33 protein-coding genes are annotated in these 20767 nt (G+C 52.9%); 31 read left to right on the top strand and 2 right to left on the bottom strand.

Translation table 11 applies throughout. The features are described 5' to 3' along the window. Window positions 1-78: 78 nt before the first annotated feature. The 3 genes from GACE_RS04840 to GACE_RS04850 are packed head-to-tail and all read left to right on the top strand — an operon-like array spanning window position 79 to window position 1533. The gene (locus GACE_RS04840) at window positions 79-522 is read left to right on the top strand and encodes a hypothetical protein (RefSeq protein WP_202962749.1); all 444 of its coding nucleotides are present in this window, start codon (window positions 79-81) and stop codon (window positions 520-522) included. 7 nt (window positions 523-529) lie between these two features. Further along, window positions 530-1018, top strand: a complete 489-nt coding sequence (locus GACE_RS04845) for a hypothetical protein (protein ID WP_148305931.1) — start codon at window positions 530-532, stop codon at window positions 1016-1018. Between the two features lie 8 nt (window positions 1019-1026). Next, complete coding sequence (locus GACE_RS04850; RefSeq protein ID WP_048091643.1) at window positions 1027-1533, top strand: hypothetical protein; 507 nt, start codon at window positions 1027-1029, stop codon at window positions 1531-1533. A gap of 36 nt (window positions 1534-1569) precedes the next feature. On the opposite strand, the gene GACE_RS04855 is transcribed toward GACE_RS04850, so the two are convergent. Further along, the gene (locus GACE_RS04855) at window positions 1570-1932 is read right to left on the bottom strand and encodes a winged helix-turn-helix domain-containing protein (protein WP_048091645.1); all 363 of its coding nucleotides are present in this window, start codon (window positions 1930-1932) and stop codon (window positions 1570-1572) included. A gap of 152 nt (window positions 1933-2084) precedes the next feature. Between GACE_RS04855 and GACE_RS04860 the strand changes: the two genes are divergently transcribed. The 10 genes from GACE_RS04860 to GACE_RS04905 all read left to right on the top strand — a co-directional run bounded on the left by GACE_RS04860 (window position 2085) and on the right by GACE_RS04905 (window position 5825). After that, window positions 2085-2282, top strand: a complete 198-nt coding sequence (locus GACE_RS04860; protein ID WP_048091647.1) for a hypothetical protein — start codon at window positions 2085-2087, stop codon at window positions 2280-2282. 6 nt (window positions 2283-2288) lie between these two features. After that, entirely contained in the window at window positions 2289-2849 is a 561-nt protein-coding gene (locus GACE_RS04865; protein ID WP_148305932.1) for a hypothetical protein, read from the top strand. A 2-nt stretch (window positions 2850-2851) separates the two neighbouring features. Further along, window positions 2852-3076, top strand: coding sequence for a hypothetical protein (locus tag GACE_RS04870; RefSeq protein WP_048091651.1), 225 nt, complete (start codon window positions 2852-2854; stop codon window positions 3074-3076). Continuing rightward, a complete protein-coding gene (locus GACE_RS11675) occupies window positions 3073-3258 on the top strand; it encodes a hypothetical protein (protein ID WP_048091653.1) in 186 nt (61 codons plus the stop codon). The genes GACE_RS04870 and GACE_RS11675 overlap by 4 nt, the downstream gene beginning before the upstream one ends. After that, window positions 3255-3533, top strand: coding sequence for a hypothetical protein (locus tag GACE_RS04880; RefSeq protein WP_048091654.1), 279 nt, complete (start codon window positions 3255-3257; stop codon window positions 3531-3533). The genes GACE_RS11675 and GACE_RS04880 overlap by 4 nt, the downstream gene beginning before the upstream one ends. Beyond that, a complete protein-coding gene (locus tag GACE_RS04885; protein ID WP_148305933.1) occupies window positions 3517-3840 on the top strand; it encodes a hypothetical protein in 324 nt (107 codons plus the stop codon). Before GACE_RS04880 ends, GACE_RS04885 begins: the two co-directional genes overlap by 17 nt. A 131-nt stretch (window positions 3841-3971) precedes the next feature. Next, window positions 3972-4127, top strand: coding sequence for a hypothetical protein (locus tag GACE_RS11680; RefSeq protein WP_158413808.1), 156 nt, complete (start codon window positions 3972-3974; stop codon window positions 4125-4127). A gap of 102 nt (window positions 4128-4229) precedes the next feature. Continuing rightward, entirely contained in the window at window positions 4230-4685 is a 456-nt protein-coding gene (locus GACE_RS04895; RefSeq protein WP_148305934.1) for a hypothetical protein, read from the top strand. Beyond that, window positions 4685-5170: a type II toxin-antitoxin system HicA family toxin gene (locus GACE_RS04900; RefSeq protein WP_048091661.1), complete on the top strand. Its 486-nt coding sequence runs from the start codon at window positions 4685-4687 to the stop codon at window positions 5168-5170. Before GACE_RS04895 ends, GACE_RS04900 begins: the two co-directional genes overlap by 1 nt. Before the next feature lies 1 nt (window position 5171). Then, a complete protein-coding gene (locus tag GACE_RS04905; RefSeq protein ID WP_148305935.1) occupies window positions 5172-5825 on the top strand; it encodes a hypothetical protein in 654 nt (217 codons plus the stop codon). 13 nt (window positions 5826-5838) lie between these two features. Here the strand turns inward: GACE_RS04905 and GACE_RS04910 are convergent, their stop codons facing one another. Next, window positions 5839-6267, bottom strand: a complete 429-nt coding sequence (locus GACE_RS04910; RefSeq protein ID WP_048091666.1) for a hypothetical protein — start codon at window positions 6265-6267, stop codon at window positions 5839-5841. 190 nt (window positions 6268-6457) lie between these two features. On the opposite strand from GACE_RS04910, the gene GACE_RS04915 reads away from it, so the two are divergent. The 18 genes from GACE_RS04915 (at window position 6458) to GACE_RS11690 (ending at window position 20744) form a co-directional block, all read left to right on the top strand. Continuing rightward, window positions 6458-7072: a hypothetical protein gene (locus GACE_RS04915; protein WP_052400225.1), complete on the top strand. Its 615-nt coding sequence runs from the start codon at window positions 6458-6460 to the stop codon at window positions 7070-7072. A gap of 63 nt (window positions 7073-7135) precedes the next feature. Further along, complete coding sequence (locus GACE_RS04920; RefSeq protein WP_048091667.1) at window positions 7136-7537, top strand: hypothetical protein; 402 nt, start codon at window positions 7136-7138, stop codon at window positions 7535-7537. A gap of 198 nt (window positions 7538-7735) precedes the next feature. Next, on the top strand, window positions 7736-8419 hold the full coding sequence (locus tag GACE_RS04925; RefSeq protein WP_048091671.1) for a hypothetical protein: 684 nt from the start codon (window positions 7736-7738) through the stop codon (window positions 8417-8419). After that, a complete protein-coding gene (locus GACE_RS04930) occupies window positions 8416-10218 on the top strand; it encodes a LamG-like jellyroll fold domain-containing protein (protein WP_084063666.1) in 1803 nt (600 codons plus the stop codon). Before GACE_RS04925 ends, GACE_RS04930 begins: the two co-directional genes overlap by 4 nt. Further along, window positions 10219-11502 carry a hypothetical protein gene (locus tag GACE_RS04935; protein ID WP_048091688.1) on the top strand — a complete coding sequence of 428 codons (1284 nt, stop codon included), beginning with the start codon at window positions 10219-10221 and terminating at the stop codon, window positions 11500-11502. Between the two features lie 9 nt (window positions 11503-11511). Then, window positions 11512-13167 (top strand): S8 family peptidase, encoded by a 1656-nt coding sequence (locus GACE_RS11210; protein ID WP_052400226.1) that lies wholly within the window; start codon window positions 11512-11514, stop codon window positions 13165-13167. Between the two features lie 96 nt (window positions 13168-13263). Next, window positions 13264-13692 (top strand): hypothetical protein, encoded by a 429-nt coding sequence (locus GACE_RS04945; protein ID WP_048091690.1) that lies wholly within the window; start codon window positions 13264-13266, stop codon window positions 13690-13692. 27 nt (window positions 13693-13719) lie between these two features. Next, entirely contained in the window at window positions 13720-13956 is a 237-nt protein-coding gene (locus GACE_RS04950; protein WP_318249303.1) for a hypothetical protein, read from the top strand. Next, on the top strand, window positions 13953-14096 hold the full coding sequence (locus GACE_RS11685; protein WP_158413809.1) for a hypothetical protein: 144 nt from the start codon (window positions 13953-13955) through the stop codon (window positions 14094-14096). The genes GACE_RS04950 and GACE_RS11685 overlap by 4 nt, the downstream gene beginning before the upstream one ends. Next, entirely contained in the window at window positions 14083-14478 is a 396-nt protein-coding gene (locus GACE_RS04955; RefSeq protein ID WP_148305936.1) for a hypothetical protein, read from the top strand. The genes GACE_RS11685 and GACE_RS04955 overlap by 14 nt, the downstream gene beginning before the upstream one ends. Beyond that, complete coding sequence (locus tag GACE_RS04960; protein ID WP_048091694.1) at window positions 14468-15193, top strand: hypothetical protein; 726 nt, start codon at window positions 14468-14470, stop codon at window positions 15191-15193. The genes GACE_RS04955 and GACE_RS04960 overlap by 11 nt, the downstream gene beginning before the upstream one ends. Beyond that, entirely contained in the window at window positions 15190-16608 is a 1419-nt protein-coding gene (locus tag GACE_RS04965; protein WP_148305937.1) for a hypothetical protein, read from the top strand. The genes GACE_RS04960 and GACE_RS04965 overlap by 4 nt, the downstream gene beginning before the upstream one ends. A gap of 95 nt (window positions 16609-16703) precedes the next feature. Further along, window positions 16704-17636 carry a hypothetical protein gene (locus tag GACE_RS04970; protein ID WP_048091697.1) on the top strand — a complete coding sequence of 311 codons (933 nt, stop codon included), beginning with the start codon at window positions 16704-16706 and terminating at the stop codon, window positions 17634-17636. Between the two features lie 217 nt (window positions 17637-17853). After that, window positions 17854-18330, top strand: coding sequence for a hypothetical protein (locus GACE_RS04975; protein ID WP_048091698.1), 477 nt, complete (start codon window positions 17854-17856; stop codon window positions 18328-18330). Then, window positions 18311-19555, top strand: a complete 1245-nt coding sequence (locus tag GACE_RS04980) for a hypothetical protein (protein ID WP_048091699.1) — start codon at window positions 18311-18313, stop codon at window positions 19553-19555. Before GACE_RS04975 ends, GACE_RS04980 begins: the two co-directional genes overlap by 20 nt. Further along, entirely contained in the window at window positions 19530-20399 is an 870-nt protein-coding gene (locus tag GACE_RS04985) for a hypothetical protein (RefSeq protein ID WP_048091700.1), read from the top strand. Before GACE_RS04980 ends, GACE_RS04985 begins: the two co-directional genes overlap by 26 nt. Further along, window positions 20392-20610 carry a hypothetical protein gene (locus GACE_RS04990; protein WP_148305938.1) on the top strand — a complete coding sequence of 73 codons (219 nt, stop codon included), beginning with the start codon at window positions 20392-20394 and terminating at the stop codon, window positions 20608-20610. The genes GACE_RS04985 and GACE_RS04990 overlap by 8 nt, the downstream gene beginning before the upstream one ends. Then, window positions 20601-20744: a hypothetical protein gene (locus GACE_RS11690; RefSeq protein WP_158413810.1), complete on the top strand. Its 144-nt coding sequence runs from the start codon at window positions 20601-20603 to the stop codon at window positions 20742-20744. The genes GACE_RS04990 and GACE_RS11690 overlap by 10 nt, the downstream gene beginning before the upstream one ends. Window positions 20745-20767: the final 23 nt, after the last annotated feature.

The raw sequence follows: 20767 nt of genomic DNA on the forward strand, positions 1-20767 counted from the left end.
CGTTTTGCGGAATTAAAACGGCTAGATACCTTTGTTTCAATCAAAATGCTTAAATAGTTTAGAATCATGCATGTCTTAATGAGAAAGGAAGGCATTATAAAGCTTTCAGATAGATCTATACTAAAGCTTAGCATCATGATTATAGATGCCAAAGAGGTTGGCTTCTCCCCTTTCGGTGGGGTCAATATAGCAGTAAAACCGATTGGGGGGGTTGCTCCTTTAGAAGTTCCTGAAACGGTAAAAGAACTTGTAAAAGATAAACCATTGGCTTCACCAGAACTACCACAAGACGGTTGGGAACTCATAGATATTATAGATCATGAACCAGCCATTGATGAATATGAGGTATACACCAGTAAAGGTAAATTTAAAGTCACAGTCGAAGCTGAGCCAGTAATGGCAGCTCGTAACATAAATTATAAAAGTGGCGCAGATGAACCAATTTATTGGCTAAATTGGGTGTATAAGATATCATGGAAACCCGTAAAGGAACAGGGAGAATTAGAACCTCAGGAGAGGTGATGTAACTATGTTTTCAAATGGATTCTATCAACCACAAACACACGGGTCTTTTCAACGATATGATGCCACAATTTTTTCTTCTACCATGGATGTGGGGGGGAATCTGATTAATGTACCAGTATCAAGCGTACTCCAAGAGTTTCTTGGGGGCAGGGGTGTTGAAAATAGTGTAGAAGGTCCTGCAATATATGTCAAAAAATCGCCAAGAATAGACGAGCTACTAAACGAAAAGCTAATAAGCGAAGATGTTTTGATTCTAGGAGACAGTATCGCGAATTCCGTACGGGAGATTCTGCCAGAGAAGGTCGTGGAAGTTATTCTATCTGCATACAGCCCGGATGACAGTGAAGATGACTGGATTCCGTATCTTGAAATAAAGGTTGATGTAAACACTTCTGAAGAGCTTTTAAAAATATGGGACGAACTCATTATGGAGCTCCAAGAGAGGTTCTCTCGGGAAAGTCTCGAAAAAATATTTGTGTTTCTAAAAAGGTAAGCAGAAATATGACGTTCTGTCCCGAGGACTTCTACGAACTCGGAAAAAAACTCAAGAATGACAACAATTATATTCGTTTTGATGAAGCCAGAAAAAGAACAAGTGCAAGCCGCGTATACTACTCACTATACTTAAAGCTTCGTGATGAGCTATTACGGTATTTATTAGGATCGAGCGTTTATCCACAGCTATCTGAAGTTGCAGAATCAGGATTGATGCACTCTTGTCTCCTTGAAATTCTAAAAAAAGTTGATTTACAAAGCAGTTATAAATTTGGAAGTCTACAAGAACTAAGAAAAAAATCCGATTATGAGGTTGATATTAGTGTTGGAGATAATGAAGTGGAAGACGCCATAGCAATCTATGAAGAACTATCCCGAAAAATACCAGATCTTTTAAAAAGAGTATCAAACGACGTAGATAGAAAGAATAGCAGGGTTAGAGAAGTGATACAAAGGTACTATGAAAGAAAACATAAAAGGAGGAAGAGAAAGAAAAACGGATGGTTTAACTAGTGCTCTATGACGATAACCCTTGACAAATCTTAGGCTTCATTTTTCATCGTAAAGAAGTTCTTCAGCCTCCCTCTCAAACTTTTCATCCTCTGAAACTCCACTTTTGTAAACTCTCTCTATTTCCTCCAGCAGTTCCAGTATGCGCTTTCCTGTTTCTGTAAGCGAATACAATGCCCGAGGTCTCCTGACATTAGGATTCGGGTCTTTAACATATTCGACCTTAACCAATTTTAGATTTAGCAATTCGTTCAATCGCCTATTGAAATTTGATCTAACCAAACCAGATTTTTCCATGATTTCAGAATAAAAAGAGTTCTCACCTTCGGCTATTGATTTCAAAATTCTGAGGGCATAAGTGTCAAGATAGTCAATAAGTCCTTTTTTCTCTCTTTTGGGCATTACCCAATATTAAGAATTTTACTCTTTTTTAATATGTAGCACAAACTATTGATTTTAAGCACGGTTTTTGGTGTTTAAATCCCATAATCGAAACTTTTAAGTACTACCAATTACACCAATAATTGTACTAAAACACCAGAGGTGGTGCAAATATGGGTGCCGTAAAGGTGGAGATCCCGGACGGAATGCACAGGGAGATCAAGGAGCTGGTAAGACTGGGGAAGTACAGGAGCGTCGCCGACTTCTTCTACGTCGCCGGTCAGAAGGAGCTTGAAAGACTGAGGAACAACGGTGTGAGGTCCGTTCTCATCGACAGCGACGGTGACTGCGAGGTCGTTCAGGAGGGGTGATGTGGAATGAGGCGCGCTGCAAAGGTCGGGTTGGCTCTAATACTGTCTGCAATTCTTTTAACACAGCTGGCAGCCGTGCCTGGAGTAGCAGAGCATGGAAAAACCACCAAGAGGTATTTGAAACTCTTCGTCCATGAAAGCGGGAGAAATTACGCTAAGTGGTATAAGATATACATAGAGGATCGCTCCCTTTTGAGTTTCCTGCGAAGCACGAATTACGTAATCGAGCCGAAATCAACAGATCCAAAGGATTGGGTATATACTCTCAGAGAAAAAGGCCCTATTAGGATATACAAGATAAGTCGCTTTCTGGTATTCGAGACTACTGAGATAGTCTACGATGGCCCGTCATTTGACTATATTTCACCTACAGAGGTTCGCTCACGCACTATAAAGATAGATAACTTGCTGACTGTGAAAATTGAGCCGAGTTTAAGGACGTCCTGCTGGGTACTCTTGAACGGGAGGTACAAACCAGTTACTGGCGATGCTGTTGCCGTTATAGAACATCCTGAGTACTTCAAAGTCCGCGGGAGCATATACAAGAAGACCCTCGAGGAGGGTTAGACATGGAGGGTTCGATCGCCGAGAAAATAGCCGTCGAACTCGAGAAGATCTCCAAGGCCCTTGAGAACATCCCGACCCAGGGTTTCATGAGGCAGCTGCTGATCATCTACCTGAAGGAGAGGACCGGTCTTGGCAAGGGAAAGATCGAGGCCGTTCTTGACGGCATTGCCGAGTTCACGAAGGAGTTGCAGAAGGAGTTTCAGACCGGGGAGGTGCAGAATAGATGAGCTCTGTCGCCATCCCGGTGTCGAGACCGCAGCCCCTGACGGGCGAGCAGTTCGAGAGGCTCGCGAGCGAGTTCATCGACTGGCTCGAGAGGATCCCTGAACCGCTGAGGTTCAGAGAGGAGCCGGAGATGGTCGCCCTGATGTACGTCGCTTACAGGTTCAGAAGGGGGGAGCTGACGTGATCGCCGTCCCCCTCGACGCCATGCTGAGGAAGGTCGTCCTTGACGTCTTCAGATGCAGGGGCTGCAACGGGGAGGGAAAGGTCAAGAACCCCTATTTTGAGGTCTGCATGAGGGACGGGGACTGGGAGGACTGGGACTGCGACTCCTGCTACTACCGCGACGGCTGCCGTGACGGAGAGGTCCTGACCTGCCCCGACTGCCAGGGGGAGGGCTACGAGAGGCTGGACTGGAAGGAGTTCCTCAGGAGGCTGACTGAAGATGCAGACGACGAGTGACTTTAAGTTCGACAGAGACAAAGTGTACCTCGTCTATTTTGAAGAGATCCTCAATGAGTACTGGGAGACTGTAGATTACTCAGAATACTGCAGAGAGGAACCGAGGTTTACGTGGGAGAGGTACTTGAAAATAGAGTGTTTTGAGAGAGAAGGGGAGGCACTGAACAGAGCTGCTGAGCTCATTCATCTCGTTGACGGCGATTACAACATACAGTTCATAGGGGTGTTTAGGGGGAACAAGATGGTCTACGGTTCTGAGTACGTCCATAGAGTTGCTAATGAGCTATATCATGAGGTGACCGCCTGATGCCGCGGTGCCACAGCTTCACCGTCTGGAGCCCGTTCAAGTGCAGGCTCAGGAGGCCGCAGAGGTGCAGGCACTTCGACGCTGCTGAGGGCGTCTGCTCCCGGCCATGGAGGAAGAGGGTGGTGGTCTGAGTGCTCGTATGTCATGCGTGCGGCAACGTCGGCTGCTTCGAGCCGATTGACTTCATCCGGTTCGCCTGCTGCACCTGCGGGAACATAGTCGAGGTTCCCGAGCCCCTCAGGGGGGATGAGCATGCTCTCGAAGGGGGTAAAGATGTTTCTCCTTAATTTCGGTTTTTCCTGTCCGGAGATCGAGAAGGACATGGTGGGCAGAATGGTCTGCCTGAGCGGGGGACTCTGTGCCCCCTGGAACTGCAGGAGGTGTGGAAGGTGAGGTTCCACGTGGCCATGGCCCGGGCCGGCGCGGTCGTCGGCTACCGGGAGAGTGAGATATACGTCCACGTTCCGAAGTGCAGGCTCTCGACCTTTATGGCGGTCTGCAGGGCCGTTGTGGAGGAGTTCGGTGTTTCCGAGGACGACATCACGGTCACCACTCACGATTCTCGCGACTCATGGATCAGGCTCACGGTCCCGCTCGGGGCCGGGAAGGAGGTGATGGGAGAAGAGGAGGTTAAGGCCGCCTTGCGGTTCGACGGAGTTACCGACCTCGTAGCTGAGCCCAGAGTTGTGGAATCTGGGAGCGAGAAGGGCGAACAGAGCTACGTGAAGCTCGAGAAAGAGGGGAACAGGAAGGTCCTGGTGAAGAGGGACGGCAGCGTCTCGGAGATGAGGGACAAGCTCTCCGTAGAGAGGGAAGTGATAGGGACGCCGTGGGAGGTGGGCTGATGCAGGACGTTGACAGGCTGGTCGAGGAGCTGGTGCTCGCACTCCAGCCGGTGATCCTCGTCCACCCGATGCACCACAACCAGGAGCTGCCGGAGTGGCTGGTCAGGGAGATCAGAAGACAGAGGCTCATCGAGCTGGTGAGGAGGGAGGTGCACGGTGAGACTGTGGAGGAGGTCAGCGACGCCGAGGTCGTTGCCTACCTCTACACAGCCTCCCTTGCGGCACCACTCAGGACGGAGTACGCCAGGATATACCTGCACCTCGCCAGGAGGTTGCTCGGCGACAGGGCCAGGGACATCGACGCCCCGGAGAGCCTGACCGACTACGAGCTCGGGCTGCTGAGACGGCTGAAGAGGGAGCTCTACACCGCCAGGACGAGGAAGGAGAGGGAGATGCTCGGGTTCGTCAGGGCAGACAGGCTGCTGAAGGAGAGGGGAAGCGTGTTCTGTCCGAAGATCGGGTATTACCGGGTTGTGAGGTTATAGGATGGACACGGTTCAGTCCAAACTGAACTGGGATTTCTCAAGTCAAAAACCAAGAAAGCCCGTCCGATGCAGAGCGTGCAAGTATTCAGAGTATGTAGGAGTGAAGCATAACCCACAATCAAGAATAATATTGCTTTCCGAATACCAGGTATTCAGATGTAAGAACCCGAGCTCTCCAAACTACAGCAGACACGTCAGCGAAGAGGACATGTGCCAAGAAGGAGATGAGTTGGACTACATAAAATCAAAAGATGATCGCTGCCGAGTGTGTGGTAGGAAAACTCACACTCCACCATTCTGCGGACCTTCACATTACCACATTTACCTCGAGGAGCTGAGAAGGTGTGAGAACTGCAGGTACCTTGATGGAGGTGAATGTTCGCTCGGCAATGAACCCGACGATTGCAGCGATTTCAGAGCTAAAGATCTCTGCAAATTCATTCAGCGATTTATAGATGCTCACAAACCATTATGGGACAAAGTCGTCAGGAAGGATGAACTTCGCAGGTACATGGGTCCGAAGTGGGCGAGGGTGAGGCGTGGGGCAGTGGTCAGGCTAGTAGCCGTCGTGAACGGGAGGATCGGGGTTTTCAGGTACAAGGGAGAGGTGGTCTGGTGTCCGGTGAGGTTGCTGCACAGTCTTCAGAAGCCATAAACCTCTTTTCAGGCTACCTATTTTTGTGAGTCCACCATCGTCGTAGGATTAATACAAGGACAACTCCTATGGTGCCAAGTCCCACAAAATGCACGAACGATTGTAGCAAGCTTAATGCATTCAACACCCAATCATTCGAAAGTTTAAATGACTTCCCTCCAAAAAGAACCGCAAGTCCACCCATAATCCCTGCAATATAGCTAATAAAATATTGCTCCAACAAATCCTCTTTCCCAATTTTAATGAATTCTCTTTTTGCCTCTTTGTACAATAAACCAAAAAATATTAGCACAATACCAAGCAATCCAATTAAATTTACTGTGATGCCCCAACGGACTAATAGAAGATCATAATGGGTGATACCTAACCGGCTCATGAAGATTCCTGAGAAAAACACTATTAAAGAAAGAGCTATGGTCAAATCAGTCTTCCAACGATCCATAATTTCCTTCCTCTATGTCAAATATTAATCTTGCTCCTTCACTGGAACATGTCTGTTTAAAAAACCCAGACCCTTCATTTCTAAGCATAGAAATGTATGAAACCCCCAACCAGGAAACAGCAGAAAAGTCATAAGCTGACACCCCCGACCTTTTCAAGCCTTATTAACCTACATTTCTCAAGAGAATTGTATGCTGAACAACCTTCAGCCCATCCTGATCGAGCCCCCGGACGACCCCAGGTACAGGAAGAGGGAGGGTAAAAGGCCGAGCCACAAGCGACCCTTCAGAATTCTCAGGCCGATTGAGTACGAGCTTCTCAAGCAGGGTGCCAGAAAGAAGGAGAACCAGCTCAACCTCGATGTCTTACTGCTCACAGGACTGAGATACGAGGAGGCACGCAGGCTCCAGCAAAATCCGGAGTGGTTCGACGGCAACTTCATCAGGATCCCGGAGATGAAGGTGACCAGGCAGAGAAGGCAGAGGCAGAGGTGGGTCAGGCTCAGCCTGATAGGCAAAACCATCCTGCCGTTCTTCTTCGACAGCAGACCTCTGCCCGATCCCCACGTCTGGAAGGAGAACCTGGTCAGGTGGGCTGAGAGGGCAAACCTCGACCCTTCAGGGCTCGGGGCGAAGACCACTCGAAAAACATGGGAGAGCTGGCTGGTGTTCTGCTACCCACACAGGCAGATCGAGATAATCCAGAGCCAGGGGCACGGCCTGCTGACGGCCATAGAGCACTACATCAACATGCCGTTCACCGAGGACGACAGGAGAATGATGGAAAAATATTTGCATGGGTGGTGATATTTGAAGCAAAATTCTGATTTGCTGTAACATTTATATTTGTGCAAGGGAAAACAAAAATTCGTGAGTAAATCGGAGGTATTTAAAATTGCAATTTCAGCATTTGGTATTGGCCTTGGTATGGGTTTTGGCCTTCCAAGCTCGTACCAGATAATCGGATCTGTTATATTGTCTACAATAAATCAGATCATTGTGCCATACTTTTCGTTTTGGCTGGTAGCATTTTTATTATATGTTACAATCTTCATTTTAATATACTTGCATTATGACGAGACTTTTGCCACATTATACAGGATTTTCTGGATATGGGGCCCTACAGGATCCTTTAGCTGGATCGGTGGTGTTGTGGCGTCTCACAACCCCTATATTGGAATTCTGTTATTGTTTTTAGGAGTTCTTTTGGGATTAGCATTTAGATGGGCTGTCCCTCCTATAACAAAATACCTCATCTGGAGAGAATTTTGAGCCAGTTCACACCCCCCACCTTTTCAAGGCTTAAATACCTCCTTTTGACATAAATTGTCTGAGTAGCTGAAAAAAGCCGGGGAAGCGAGACCATGTTGGCCAGCGAAGACGGGTTGCCTGGCGTAAACTGTTTTGGCGTCTGTGGCCACCCTGGACTACCGCTGTTCTCCGAACCCCCGGCTTTCGGGAGGTGGTCGGTTGGATAGGGAAAAGGGTAACGGATTCCGGGAGACTCTGCCGGGCTGGCTTCTCCTCGCACTGATGGTCTCGTCCGTGATCACTCCTGTCGCCGCGGAGGATCAGGGATTCTTCGGCAGGCTCAAGCTGGCCTTCGACTACCTGAAGGACCCGGGCCTGCTCGTCAGCTACATCAAGAACGAGTTCATCAACCCGCTGCTCAAGAAGGACCCGTACAGCAGGTACAAGAAGATCAGCACTTCAGGCTCCGGCTCCACCTCAGCCGAGCCACCCTACATGAAGGATGTCAGGGAGAGGCTTAACGGCTACTTTGCCAAAATCGATGGCTACACCCTCTCTGAGAGCCAGCTGAAGACAATTAAGGACTCGGGCGTGAGGGACGTCACGCTCGCGGTCATGGACAGCAAGCGGACCTACTACGTCAAGCACGTCTACGTCTCCGGCTCGACGGTCAAGGTGGACGGTAAAGCCACCAGGAACATGGTCTCCATCACACCCAAGGCAGCCCACGAGCTGGTCCTCATGCTGGACAGCTACCTCGAAGACGGCAGCCTCAGCAGCGCCGAGCTCAAGAGCCTCGGCAACTGGGGCCTGCAGAAGTACAGGAGCGGGGACATCTCCGGCAAGAAGTCCCACATCGAGGCGGTTCTGAACTTCCTGCTTTCCGGAGGTGGTGAGGGTTGAGAAAAGCGGTCGCCCTTCTTCTCGCCCTCCTGATGCTCGTCAGCCCTGCACTGGCGGCGACGGTCGTTGTTCCGGGGCTTCCGCCCGTCGTCGTCCCAGACTCGCCGTACAGCGGTGCGGTGCTTCACCTGCCGATGGATGAGGGGACTGGCAATGTCACCTACAATGCGGTGAATCCGACTCTCAATAATGGCACATTGGTTGATGGAAACTCTACCAACACAGACGGCGTAACATTGCCAACTTGGGTTCCAGGAAAGCTAGGATATGCTTTGCAGTTTGATGGCGAGGATGATTACGTAGTTATTAGTGATTTCTCAGCTTCCGACCCGCAAAATGCAATCACTGTAACTATGTGGGCAAATCCTGCAGAAGGCACCACTCTTCTTAACAGAAGATCGGGTAATTTAGGAAGTATATCTACAGGTTGGGTTCACTGGGCTATAGGATACGGCTCTGACACAAAGTTTTATTTCCACCTTACAACATGGGATGGGACTTCGTCTGGAGGAAAAAGGACTATATCTTCGCAACCACATCAGCCGAACAACTGGTATTTTATAGCTATGTCTTATGATAGTACAACTGGGGAATTTAAAGGCTACATTAATGGAAAACTCGAAGCAAGTTTAGTCATTCCTGCTGGTGAGAGGATAATCTACTATGACTACAACGATCCCAATGCTGGAGGCATTGATAGGAGATTGTTCATAGGCGACTTTGACGGGTCTTATAGAGCTCCTGGTAAGAAGACAATCGACGAAGTAATGATCTTCAACCGCGCTTTAAGCGACGAGGAGATCCAGCTCCTCTATCAGCGCGGCGCCTCACACCGCTTCGACACCAACATCTCCATCAACCTCAGGCAGATCAGCGTACCGCGCCTCGACCTCGGCAGGGGCTCTGCTGCTGTTGAGGTCAGCTTCGATGTGTCAGCCGATGCCACCAACGTCTGGATTCCCGTTCCTGCGGCAGCAACGGACCTCAGCACCACGAGCTTCGCCTACGGCATAGACGGGAAGGTCCTCACCATAGACGACAACCGCTATGTCAACGCCTCATCTGTGAGCTTTAAGATCCCGATACGCATCGATTCTGCCACAGAATCCGAGCTGCCGGGCGAGCTCTACCTCGATAGCGATTCGAAAACCTTCGAGTTCAGGAAGAGCGTCCGCATCTACAATCCGAGCGACATCAGCATCATGGCGACCCTCAGCATCGACCCCTCGGCGATAGGCATCGCCAACGCGTACCTGGACGGCAGCCCCATGAGCCTCTACAACGGCTCGCTGATCTCCTCCGTCATGCTGAGCCCCAGCGAGTCCAAGGTCATGGAGCTGACCGCTTCGCTGCCGGTAAGCAAGCAGGAGATTGAGTTCCGCTCAACCCTCGACGACTTCCTGGAGATAGACAGCTTCGACGAAGCTTACAGAATGGCCCAGAGCGTTGCTGAAGGCAAGATCGACACAATGACAAGGGTGATAGCAATCGAGACCCTGGACTTCAGGAGCTTCGGCAACCGCAGCGTCGTCATCCCGCTTGATGTCAAGGCGAAGGACATCATCGAAGCCAGAACCCTCACGGGCTCGAAGGAGCTCCTGGAAATCAGGGAGGGGAAGGACGGCAGGGCGGAGATAGTCGTCCCGGCAACCGCCTTCAACGGAACGGCCTTCGACATGCATCACGCCGAGGTCAAGGTCATCTACAACAAGAAGCCAGCCTGGTGGGAGGGCATCCCGTTCCTGAAGAGTTTGAGCGGATTTTTTGAGTTTCTGAAAAAGCTGTTCGGAGGTGGATGAGTGGTGAGGAAGATGTTGGTGGCCCTTGCGGCCGTTGCGATGCTTGTGTTGGTGCTGCCTGCGGGTGCTGCGACGATAAGCTACAGCTTCGATCAGGACACCATCGTGCCGACCGACTTCGGTGAGGAGATAATCAACGGCAACGCTGCGAACCTGACCATCACGGTTCTGACCAACAGCAGCAAGCCCTTCACAGCCAGCTCGTTCTCAGATCCGGCAAACACGACCATAAACGTGACGGTGCAGTTCCTCGACTCCCTCGGTCTCGCCGTGGACGTCACGGGCGATGGCGTCGAGGACACCTTCACCGCAGCAGAGAACGCAACCAGCCCCGGGACTTACGAGGTCTCCCTGAACCTCTCCGCAAGGCCCGGTGAGTACACCATGTCCATAAGGGCCTCTGCCACGGACTCCAGCACCGGGACTGTGCTGGAGGAGGGGAGACTGGATGTTCAGGTGTACATCTCTGAGCCCTACTGGGTCACGGTGTGGGCGGACGAGGGAGAGAAGCTGACCCTCGGCTCCCTGAGCTTCGAACTCGATACCGTCAACGACAGGGGTGCAGTTGTGGTGCTCGGCAGCAATCTCGTCACGCTGAGCCCAGACAGCACCACCGGGGAGATCTTCACCAAGGTGGACATCGACGGCGATGGAATTGCGAGCGACTGGATGTTCATCAAGAAGACCGACAGCGGTCCGAGCGAGGTCAAGTTCTACAGCAGGAACGACATCCTCCCCCAGCTGGAGGATACCATAAAGGTGAGCGGAGACAGCGTTACCAGGGACGCATGGCTGAAGAACGGCAACAGCTACCGCCAGCTCATCCTGTGGGATCAGTCACCGCTGAGCTGGATCAAGGCGGTTGACTACTACATAATCCCGTCCAAGAACGCCAGGGACTGGAAGGAGGGCTGGGGTGCAGGGTACTCGGGCAAGGTGACCGTCATCAAGAGGACCACGTGGCTCGGGCTGATCAGCAGCGATGAGGAGGTGTTCGAGGGCAACATGTTCGGCAGGAACGTCGGTGACGAGGTCATGAAGCTGTTCGGCAGGTGGGCAGGGAACAAGGCAAGGTTCGGCTGGGGATGGGAGGTCGTGCAGGGAATTGCCAGGATGGTCTACCCGAGCAACTACGAGCTGAAGTTCAGAAATGCAGCCATTCCGGCAGAGCTTGAGTTCAGGGGCAAGTTCGTCATGCCGACCCTCTTCGGGGAGGGTGTGGACTGGAACGCCCTGATCGTCGGGGACGACACATCAGGCACAGGAAACACCACCAGCACGTGAGGTGGGAGCGTGAGACTCCTCCCAATTTTTTTAATCCTGCTGCTCGCAGCCTACCCCGCGGCGGCGTTCGATTTCTCGTCGGTATTCAAACCACTTGACGACCTCTTCAGGAAGCTGAACGAGCTGTTCTACAGGAACGAGATCATAGAAAATCTCGAGATGTTCAAAACCAACTACGAGCTTGTAAACGGCATATACGTTGAAAAGACGTCGTGGGGCATAATCTCAGGCTCATCCGTCAATTTTACCGATCCCGATCTGAGCACCCTCGCCGCCCAGCCCGAGGTGGGTGTGATAGTCCAGTTCAAGAGGCTGCCCTCCCTGGACACGATCTACCAGATAGCCGCCATCCTCGGAGCTGAGGTCTACCACATAGACAGGGGCATCAACGCCGCCATCTTCAAGCTCGTCGACAAGCCGAAGCTGAAGCAGTTCATCCTGCAGAACGCCAGCAGGTTCGACGTCGCGAGCGTGTACGTCGACTTCGTCATGAGGGTTCCCGAGAGGCCCAACCCTCCGAACCCGCCTGCGAAGCCTGAGAGGCCTGAAAGGGCTCCAGATAACAGGACCAACAACACCATCGAGAGGCCAGACTACCGCCCCTGGGTCGGCAACCCACACAGGCCTGTGGAGCTCCCACCCCAGGCGGAGGGTGTGAACAGAACCGTCAGGGAGGTTGTGATTGAGAGGAAGCAGGCCGAAAATGCCGTGTGGAACGACAAGCTGATCGCAGCCTCGGACCTCTGGAAGGAGAACATCACGGGCAGGCAGGTCGTGATAGCAATCCTGGACACGGGGGTCGACGAGAACCACCCGATGCTGAACGGCTCTGTCATAGGCGCGATAAGCTTCGTGGAGGGTGAAAGCCCGCATGACTACAACGGACACGGGACGCATGTGGCGGGAATAGCTGCAGGCAGGCCGGTGCAGATAAACAAGGACGGCAGGCTCGTGTGGGTGAGCGGAGTCGCCCCAAACGCTGCCATCCTGAACGTCAAGGTCCTGGACAGGAACGGTGCGGGCTCGCTGAGCACGGTGATAAAGGGGCTGGACTACGTCGCCGAATGGCACGACAGGCACCCCGACGTCCCCATAGTGGTCAGCATGAGCCTCGGGACCCCGTTCGGCAACCCCTCTGACCCTGTCAGCCAGAAGGTCAACTGGCTCGTCAGGGAGAAGAGGATCCCCGTGGTTGTCGCTGCTGGCAACGAGTTCCTGGTGATAGACAGCCCGGGTCTTGCCGAGAACGCCATCACAGTAGCAGCAGTGGACAGCCAGGGCAAGGTGGCGTCGTTCAGCGGTAAGGGTCCGGGGACAAACTGGAAGGACATCAAGCCGGACATCGCCGCTCCTGGCGTTAAGATCCCGTCGGCGAGGGCGAACTCGAGGGACCTCATCGAGATGTCAGGAACGTCGATGGCGACTCCGCACGTCAGCGGCGTCGTGGCGTTGATCCTGGAGGAGAACCCCGACCTGAAGGACAAGCCTGAACGCATTAAGGAACTGCTTGAGGCTACGGCCAAGGACGACCCATCACAGCCCGAGATCTGGGAGGGGGCGGGCATAGTCGATGCTTACGCTGCCGTGAAGAAGCTGCCGAAGAGGACGGGCTTCGCCCTCAGCTCCCCGCTCGACTGGGTGAAGAGCCTGTTCGGAGGTGGGTAGGTTGTTTTGGTTAGTCTTGTACATTCTGCTGCTTCCCATAGCAGCTCTGAGGGATCTGAAAGAAAACGTGTCTAAACTTTGCAGGAGGTGGAAGTAATGGAGTTGGATTATGGTCTGGTGTGGGGGTACGTGAGCAAAACATCGGCATTTTCTGCACTGTCTCTCGGAGGTATTGTTAGCGTGGTCTGGGCCATTGCCCTGCTTGTAGCACTGTATTATGTCTGGAGCAACGGAGTTCTGTTGAATTACATAATCTATGGCATACTGAACTTGGTCTTCGCGATTGCTGGCGTGGTTTTAGCAGTAATTGTAGGGCTGGTCCTGTTGATACTCGGCCCACTGGCCATCTTGGCAGCGGTAGTCGTGGCCACCCTCCCGGTACTGTGGTACAGAAGCAGACTGACAGACTCATGGGTCATGGCGATCTTGTGGGTTGGAGCCACCGGGATTGCGTCAGTGATAGGGCTATCGCCACTCGTGGATGCGTTCTTCTTCGTAAACTTTGCAGACGGGGATTACTGGTGAAAGGACATGCTCTTCGTGGGGTTGCCCTTGCCAGCGAGACTGATAATTGCACTGCTTTATGACTTAGTGGACGCGTTAAACATGGTATCAGTTCTCGGTGATATCGGTGAGGGCTTTGGTGGTGGGCTGGTAGGGTTCCTACTCACAGGCAATCTCAAGGCCACCCTTGCGGTGGCAATTGACGGGATCCTGCCACCCCCATTTGATTTCTTCCCCACAGCCACGACGATAGTCATAGCAGATGAAATGGGGTGGTTGGAGTGAGGCTCGTACTCATACTGTTGATCGCCTTGCTTGTACTTGCATTTCTGATTAAAGGCCCTGAAACGACTATTGAGAACATCATCACGGCACTTGTGATAGCGCTGATTGTGAGGGTGGTGATAGCACTTGCCGACGATTGATTTGTCTCTGGTTTTGCTTGCAGTCTACATAACAGCAGTTATAATGACTGGAATATTCAGCAGCTGGGAGTATGCAGCATTTCTATCTATAGTTTTCTCGTTCCTACCGCTCCTGTTGATACCGAACGAGTACATAGCCTTCCTGCAGATTCCCCTGATCGAGGATAAGTTATTCGTCGTGAACAACCTCACGGTGCTGCTGCTGTTCAACTCCTTCATAATAGCATACGCATTCAGCGCATGGGTCAGAACGCTGTTCGTGCTGATTTTCGTTCTGACAGTCATGCATTCGACAGGCTTATTGCAGAGCATTCTTGGCCAGATACTTCCTCTCGAACTCATAACTGACTGGGTCAAGGAGGCGATCCAGAATGGCCTATAATGCTGAGTTATCCTCAGCGACATCTGATGGAATGCTTGTCTGGAGCCTCGTCATCACAATCTTCCTGGGCCTCTACGGGAACTTCAGGTTCAGGGAGGGCGATGCCGCTGAGGCCGTTATCTCGATCGGGGCCGCCACTCTCATCCTCCTGATCTCCTGGGCCACCGACTACTACAGGGCCGTGTGGATAGGAGGGGCGATGCTCGGTGTGAGCGTCATGATGTACTTCACCGCCCACAACGAGGGCTTGCTCCAGCCCCTGCTGTTCTGGACGGGTGCGGGCCTGATCTTCGTCTCCGTCATGGGCTACTTCGCCCCCGTAACCCTCAGCTCGGACACGAACTCGTTCGTGCTCGGCATCGCGATAATTGGGGCGATCATGCTCGTGGACGTGAACCTGGACCGCTACATGCACTCCTACGAGCTCGTCCTGATCTTCGGGCTGGCCGTTGCAGGGGCGGCCCTGGCGGTCTTCACCTACGGAATCCACCACGCGTGGTACGGTCTGGCGATGATGTACTCCGCCTTGGCCCTCGCCCTCCTGGGGGTTTACACCAAGGTGGTTGACCCGCTCTTCATGGCAGGGTTCATCATCCTGCTGGACGACCTCGTCGGCCACAGCACCGTGGATCCCGAGCCCGACCTCACACCGCTGTGGTTCCTGCTGGGCTTCGTAGGGGCTTCGATCTACCTGGTCTGGAGGTGGAGGGAGTGAGTATCGGAAAATTTAGTTTTTATTACAGAGTATGCGTGACAGGCTTTGTATTGTTGTGGTTGAGCATGATGACATCTACTGCAATTGCAGATGACTCCATTCAGTTGTATCCCCCATTCACGATTCCGAACCAAATAGTTCTCGACAAAAAACCACAGCATCTGTACATCGTTGTATTTGGTGGAACTTACACAAGTGGATCAAGCAAGGTCAATCCCTTTTCAACTAACTTGGGGGCAACAGCAATGTACAGAATTTTTGATCCGAAAGGTGGTGTTATAGCCTCTGGTCAGCTTACGTTTAACGACTCCCTGAGCGCATTTGTTGGAGAAGTTAGCCCAACACTGTTCAGAGTTCCAGGGGCATACAGAATTGTGGCAACAGTATCGGCAGATGTTGATGGAGACGGGCAAATTGAATCTTCCACATCCGAGTCGTCACTTAAGGCACTCTTCAAGTACGGAGCTTTTATAAGACTTTCTGAAAACGGAGTTAATGCAGTTGCGCTCACTAATAGTGTTCTCAAGGTCAAAAGAGTTGGACCATCGAGTGTAACGTTCGAACTCTCCGGTAGAGATATTACGCTTAACCCCGGACAGAGTTTGGATTTGAGCATCTCCAAAATGCGGGCAACATTAATCATAGATAGCATAACATCCTCGAACGGAACCCACTATGCTTTGGCAACCCTCACGTATCCTGTGGAGTTAGACTTGTTGAGCTTGATCAGCTTGCCAGTAAACACGAGTACGAGTCATCTAACATTGAGAGACTCTGATAGAATGTTCAGATATGAAGAAAAGCATCCCATTGTAGTCCTGTCGAAGGATGGAGGTTCATTCAGGGCAAGATTATCAAAAGATGGGGCAGTTGAGTTTTCTCAGCTACTATATTCTGGATTGTTCGGCCTGATACAAGTATTTCAGGACTTCCGAATTGAGCCGCCTTCCGCGAATGTTAAGTGGTACGTAACAATGAGGGCAGGAATCAGTTTTGCAAATTGGGCAGCGGCAGGATTTCCGCTTGGGTTTACAGAGGCGCTCGACGCACTGATTGTCTGGGAGAGCGAACCGCACATACAGGTTAACTGGAAGGCAGAAAAATGGAGGCAAATCGTCATCTTTGCCACTAAAATAGCGGAAAAAGTGCGCGAATACGTTGATTTGATAGTTCCAGATATGATAGAGGAGAGTTACTTTAATTTCAATATTGTGGGTGGTTATTGGACAAAACTCTTCGCAGAGCATTATGATGAGGCTGTATCAGCTTATGTAGTGGCTGCCAGCTGGACTATTGGAGATATAGAAGGGCTGGAATTCAATTGGGACCAGATGTGGAGTGCGTTAAGGAGAGGTGAGATTATCGTGTCGGTTGATTTCATAATAAAGGAGGTCGCACTTGAGTTCAGGATGTGAGTCCCAGATGGTGGTCTAATGGCGAGGCTGAACGGTAAGACCGCCTACTTCAGGAGGATATCCGGCAGAAGAAGAAAGAGGGAGGGGAAAAACGTATGGAGGATATTAGAGCGGAGCTTGAACAGCGAGTAGCCGAGGAGAGCAGGATAAACGCCGTAGCGAGGTGGATATACAGGCACAGCAGGGCGGTGTTCAGCTTCATTGCAGTCCTGTTCACCTTCAGCGTCTTCTTCCTGTTCAACCCTGAGTACACTGCCCAGGGTCTGGGGGCGTTCGGGGAACTCCTGGGACAGCTCCACGCCGAGCTCGCGGAGAAGAGGTTCAGCGTCTACCAGCTTGCCGCGTTGATGGTCTTCCTCGCGTTCATGACCCTGATGGTGATCGAGTCCGCGAGGGCCAGGACGATCAGGATTATCTCTGCAAGAAACCCGGAGCACGAGCTCTACGTCAGGGTCAAGCCCCTCATAGGGGTCAAGCTCCCCTTCGTCCCCGAGAGGAGGAAGATCAAGCCCATGATCGTCGAGACCGAGTACGGCTACATCGTCTACCCGTCGAAGTCCCTGCTCAACGCCCAGTGGAACGGGGAGAAGCACTTCATCCCGAAGCATGCGAAGCTGAGCTTCGGGAACGTGTGGGTAGTGGCGGCGAAGCTCCCCGACAGGCCGAGCTGGGTCGAGAAGATCGAGACCGCGAAGGGGACTGTGGACGTGGACTTCTACCAGTGGGAGTTCGACCCGCTCGGAAACCTGCTCGCCGAGAGGGCTCAGAAGGAGATCGAGACCCTCCGCAACACCCTCGAGACGATAGAGAAGCAGCTCGAGCAGGGCTGGAAGCTGGCCAGCAAGATCGCAACCGAGCCGGAGGAGTTCTTCGACAGGATCAAGGAGAAGGAGAGGAGGAGGACGGTCGAGATCATCGACGTCGTCGGCTCGACGGTGTTCAAGGAGATAACGCAGACCATCAGGCAGGCCTACCGCTACGCACAGGCGACGCAGAAGAGGGAGAAGGAGGCTGAGGACTTCACCTGATCACGCTCCTCCGGCCCCATCCGCACAGGCGGGAAGGCGGGGCCGGTGGGGAAAAAGCTTCAGGAGGTGGTCGCCGGGCCTTCGGAATTCGGGACCGCAGGGCTGGTGTGACCGTGTGAGAAGTGAGTGAGTGTTAGCAACCCGGAGGTGATGCGGAATCGAGAAAAAAGGTAGCCTGGGCTATGTTTCGGGAGAGAAGTTCATCGAGCTTGCCGAGTTGGATGAGGAGGCATTCAGGAGGCACGTGGAGGAGTACGGCAAGCAGGTGTTCGCCGAGGACAAGATCAGGATACTCGAGCAGGCCCTCGAGTACGCGACGAGGGCGATCGATCTGTACAAGAAGGCGATAAGGGTGCGTGAGGACAGGGAGGGTGTGTACAGGGAGCTCAGGGCGATCTTCGACAACAGCACGAACCAGCGCGTAAAGGTGGTGATGTTCCTGACCGCGACGGACAGACCGCAGTCCCTCACGTCAATATCGAGGGCCGTTTTCGGCGACGAGAGGAAGCTCTCTACGGTCGTGGACATCGTCAGGGTGCTGGAGAGGCTGGGGGTGCTGGAGGTCAGGAACGGGGACAAGGGGAAGGCCATCTCCATGGACCCCGTGCTGAGGGACGCCCTGCTGTCCCTGTTCAGGGCCACTTTCATGCAGGCACTCGAGGAGGTGTGCGGGGATGCTGACGGTTCTGCATGACACCCTTTACAGGAGGGGCAACACCCCACCCGCGGACGTGGAGCGGGACGACGGCGAGTCCGGAAAGTCAGCGGTGGGCATCAACGAGAGGGGGAGGTTCGTCAGAGTCAGCAAGGAGGTGAGGCACAGGGCGATACTCGGGGTCACGGGGGCGGGCAAGACCACTCTTGCCCAGACCCTGAAGGAGGTCGACCTGCACAGGAAGAGGAAGGTCGTGGAGATCGAGCCGAGCCTCGAGGCCAAGTGCGAGGGCATCTTCATGAACCTGCCGAACGGCGACCCGGAGATGGTGAAGATACTGCAAAGGGACTTCGACCTCGAACCGAGGCCCTTCAAAACAATCGCATACACCCCTCCGACCCAGCACTACCTCGACTTCATCGAGGAGTTCCCGGAGATGGAGCGGTTTTTCAGGCCCATAAGGTTCACCGAGGAGGAGATGAAGCAGGTTCTGACGAAGATACTGCCCGGGGGACCGATCGAGAGGATGCTACTGAGGACCTACCTGGAGAGGCTGGAGGGCGAGTCGCTCGAGAACATAATAGACTTCCTACAGGGCGACGACGTCCCGGGCTACATGAGGTCCACTGCAACCAAGATCATGTACATCGCCAGCCTCGGGGTCGTCTCGGAGGAGGGCGTGTCTCTGAGGAAGGTTCTCAGCGGGAGGCACGCGAGCGTGATCACGTTCGCCTTCGTCGAGGATCCCCTCGACCGCTTCATGTGCTCGCTCATCTACCTCACAGCCATCTACGAGACCTGGAAGGGGATGTCCCACAGCACCATACTCAGCTTCTTCGTCGCGGATGCGAACCTCTTCGCCCCCTCCAGGAACAAGGACCTGCTCGACAGCCTGTCGAGGTACCAGCAGAGGGCGAGGGCACAGCTTCAGATCTACGCGAGGATCAGCAGGGCGCAGCGTGTTGCCTGGACCCTCGACTTCCAGAGCTGGCAGGATATCGATGACGTTGTGAAGGAGCAGATGACCGAGCGGTTCTTCAAGCGCTCGTGGAGCGAGGAGGTTGCGAAGATCCTCGGTCTGGAGCAGTCCGAGCTTCGCAGGCTCGGCAAGCCATACGCCTACTTCCACAACATGCGCTACCTCCAGAAGATAAAGATCCGCCCTCCAATGAGCAGGAAGGCGAGGGAGGGGCAGTACACGCCGTACGATTTTGTGAAAGAATACAGGAGGTTTGAGGATGAGGACGCTACTTTTGATATTTAGTCTGATTGTTGCGGCTCTGTTTGCTCCTGCCATTGCGGAGAACGTTACGGAAGTGAACAATACCTCGATCAACGTTACCGCAGCTGAAAATCTCAACGTGAGCCTTGTTAATACCACGGTTCCGATCAACGCAACGGGCAATCTGACCGCCCTCAACGGCACCGTCGCGGTAAATCAGCATAATCAGACCGTGAACCGGACCGCCAACACCTCGGTTAACCGAACCGAAGTCGAAAGCAATGGCAATCAAACTGCTGAAATGAGCGTCGAGGAGCTTGTAAATATCCTCCAGTCACAGCTTGAGGAGCTTAAAAAGCAGAACGAGATCCTGAGGGAGGAGAACAAGAAGCTCAGAGAACAGATTGCGAACCTCACAAAGAGGCTCGAGGAGCTCGAAAGAAAGCCGATAACCTGGGAGGATGTGGAGCAGACCGTTGATGAGTACTACATACAGTTCGCGTACTGGACCGGATGGCTCTGGCCCACGCTGACGTTCTTCCTGATATACAGGTACAGGAGGCCGGCGAGGGAGGAGGAGGCGGAGAGGATACAGGAGGCGGTAGAGAAGCTGACCAGGGAAAAGCAGAGGGAGTGGTACAGCTTCCAGATACGCAGGAGGGGCATCGAGTCCGTAGCGGAGGACGAGACCGAGCTGGCGATATTCAGGGCGCTCGGCGTTCACACAGTCGGAGACCTGCTGAGCATGAGCGAGAGCGAGCTGGTGGAGGCGTTTAAGAGCAAGTACCAGCCGACAGCAGACCTGCTCGAGCACTTCAGGAGCAGGCTCAGGGAGATAAGGGAGCAGCTTAGGAGCGAGGTCGAAGGAGGTGAAGTGCATGCTTGACCTGATCTTCAGCGTCGCCTTCGTTTCCGTAAAGGTTTTGGGGGTCGTCCTGGCGCTGCTCGGGGCAGGCTACCTGATATTCGACAACCTCTTCCTCTCAAGGATGGGCAGGAGGACGGCGGTCAGGGTCGTCGTGGAGGGGAGGGTCAGCAAGAGGGAGATCGTGAAGGCCATAGAGGAGAGGGGATACAGGGTGGTGAAGTGGAAGTGACACGGGAGATCCTCCTCGATATCCGGCTGTGGTTCATCGTGGCGGGACTCCTCATAACCGCATGGCTGCTCGGAAGGGGGCGGTCCATCGCATGCGATGACACCACCACCATTTTCAAACTTCAAATTTTGTAACACAGCAACGTCTCTCTGAGAGG

The organism is Geoglobus acetivorans (assembly GCF_000789255.1).
Classification (GTDB): Archaea; Halobacteriota; Archaeoglobi; order Archaeoglobales; family Archaeoglobaceae; genus Geoglobus; species Geoglobus acetivorans_B.